General features: G+C 42.5%; 3 protein-coding genes. All 3 read right to left on the reverse strand.

Features of this window, described 5'->3' with window-relative positions:
• Positions 1-148: 148 nt before the first annotated feature.
• The gene (locus VLN09_RS07305) at positions 149-340 is read right to left on the reverse strand and encodes a transposase (protein ID WP_325245114.1); all 192 of its coding nucleotides are present in this window, start codon (positions 338-340) and stop codon (positions 149-151) included.
• 40 nt (positions 341-380) lie between these two features.
• Positions 381-731 (reverse strand): IS630 transposase-related protein, encoded by a 351-nt coding sequence (locus VLN09_RS07310; protein ID WP_325245116.1) that lies wholly within the window; start codon positions 729-731, stop codon positions 381-383.
• Between the two features lie 206 nt (positions 732-937).
• On the reverse strand, positions 938-2,132 hold a 1,195-nt coding region (locus tag VLN09_RS07315), incomplete at its 5' end, for a DUF3418 domain-containing protein (protein ID WP_325245118.1).

A 2,132-nucleotide genomic window follows, 5' to 3' on the forward strand; every position in this document is an offset into this window, starting at 1 on the left:
TGTGAATACGCTTATTCTTATGAAACCGAGTCACTCGAGCATAGCTCTCGTCTTGCACTCAGGCAAAGCAGTGCTTTGCTTTATCCTCGCTCATATCCATGACAATCACGCATTTAGTCTTAAGGCTTGGAATTAGCGTGACCTTGCACTAATCGTAGAATATGCTGCTGTTAATATTTTTCTCAAAGTAATCAAGCGCAAACAACATCTTTTCATAGAGAGCACCAATGACGTTAGTGCGCTTTTTTGCTTGCCAGTTGTAGCTGTCAATACAAGGTTTGCCTATCGGTGCATAGCCATAAGGACGAATGGTTTCAGCCTCAAAGCCACTTTCGTCCATATAAACAATGGGATAGCCTTGCTGTGTAAAGCGATCAAGCTTACTCTGATAAGCCGCTCTTTTTATTGGACACGCTTTGGGATGTGCTAAGGTCTTTTTTTTGACTGATACCAAGGCGTTTTAGGGCATTAAAGATACCCGTTCTACTACAGTTTAAGCGGTGGGCTCTTTCATGGTTATAATCATCGGGGTATCTTTTTACATCTTCAATCAATGCGTCATCAGGTATTTTGGTCGGTGCTTTATTTCTTGTTTTTTTAGGAACTAAATTCTGCTGCCAGCTGTGAATGGTGCTGGTACTAAGTCCATAAAACAGGGAAGCTTTTCGAATGGTCATACCATTAGCTATGCTAGAAAGTACCTGTTTACGATAGTCGATTGAATAAGTCATTGTTTATTTCATTAAATGCGATTGTTAATAGGATTGTATCGGTTTTATTTGGATTAGACTATATATGATAATGTACAAGATATTTATATAAGCGGTTAAATAAGCTTTTTGATAATACGGGCAATAGTGTCATGCTTTTAGCAGATGGTAACTAAAAGCATGACCATAAAAATTTGCGAACGGTTATTGAAGCACTTACTTTTATGCTAACTCATTTTATCCCATATCTTACTGAGACGCTTGGGCGATACTGCCATACGGGTTTTCATCGGCTGAGCAAACAGTTGAATACGATACTCCTCGACCATCCAGCGGTAATCGCTGATGACTTTATCATTAGCACGTCCTGCCAGTCGCTCCATATGCAAGTCAAGTGCATAGACACCATCGAGGTCGGCTTCGATATTGTGCTCAAGGCGGTCAATACGAATCTCTAGCGCCTCCAGATAACGTGGATACTGCTGCCAGTGGCTATAATCCATACGATAAACAAAATCAGCTAAATGCAAATCTGCTAACTGATCTTCAATATCTTCAATAGATTCGCCGAATATCTCGCGGTCAAGCATTAACAAGCTTTGGCGGATACGCTGCCAGCGAGTATAGACATTTTTGAGCGTTTTGATAATTGTTTGACCAGTCAACAAGAAATTAATGAGCACTACATCGAGCGTTTGGCTGTATTCTTCAGGAGTAAATGGCAACTCCTCGCTAAGCCCAACCGCAACATCATCCGCACTCTCAGGTAAGTCTGGCGTATGATCAAACAATACATAGTGCTCTTCAAGCGCTGCATCTAAAGTCGCATCAATGATAATAGTTTTCAGCTTTTCCATATCACCAAGCGGCGCAAATGCCAGCTTAAATATGTTATCGACTTGACTGGTCAGCTGTTTTTTCTTTGAGCCAAGTTTGCTTTTGATTAAGGTTAACACCCCAATACGGTGCGCCTGTAATGCTGCATTTACATCGGTATATTGATGGATAGATACCGCTTCACCTGCCTCGTCAGCAACCAAAGCAGCAAACTGCTTCATGACCACGCCTGCGCTATGATGGTTTTTACTAAATGCGAAGTGCTCAGGAAATTCTGTGTGCGCCCCTTGCTGCTCATTCACCGCTTGGCGAGTCTGAGAGGCATGGCGAATCTGTAGCGTTTGTAGATCACGTCCTTTTTCGATGATACGGTTCTTATCATCGACCACGCAGATTTGCGGCTGCAAATAACGATCAATACTAGACGGATTAAAGTGCTCTGCGGTGACTGACATAATGCCACGGCGGTTAAGTGCTTGGCAAAGCTGCTTTAGTAACCCCTGTCCACCCGCAGGCTGCAACTCATCAAACAAGCTATCAGCAGTATCAGGAATCGGTACAATCTGACGACGAATGTCTTTTGGT

It is taken from the genome of Psychrobacter sp., from assembly GCF_035469765.1.
Taxonomy (GTDB): Bacteria; Pseudomonadota; Gammaproteobacteria; order Pseudomonadales; family Moraxellaceae; genus Psychrobacter.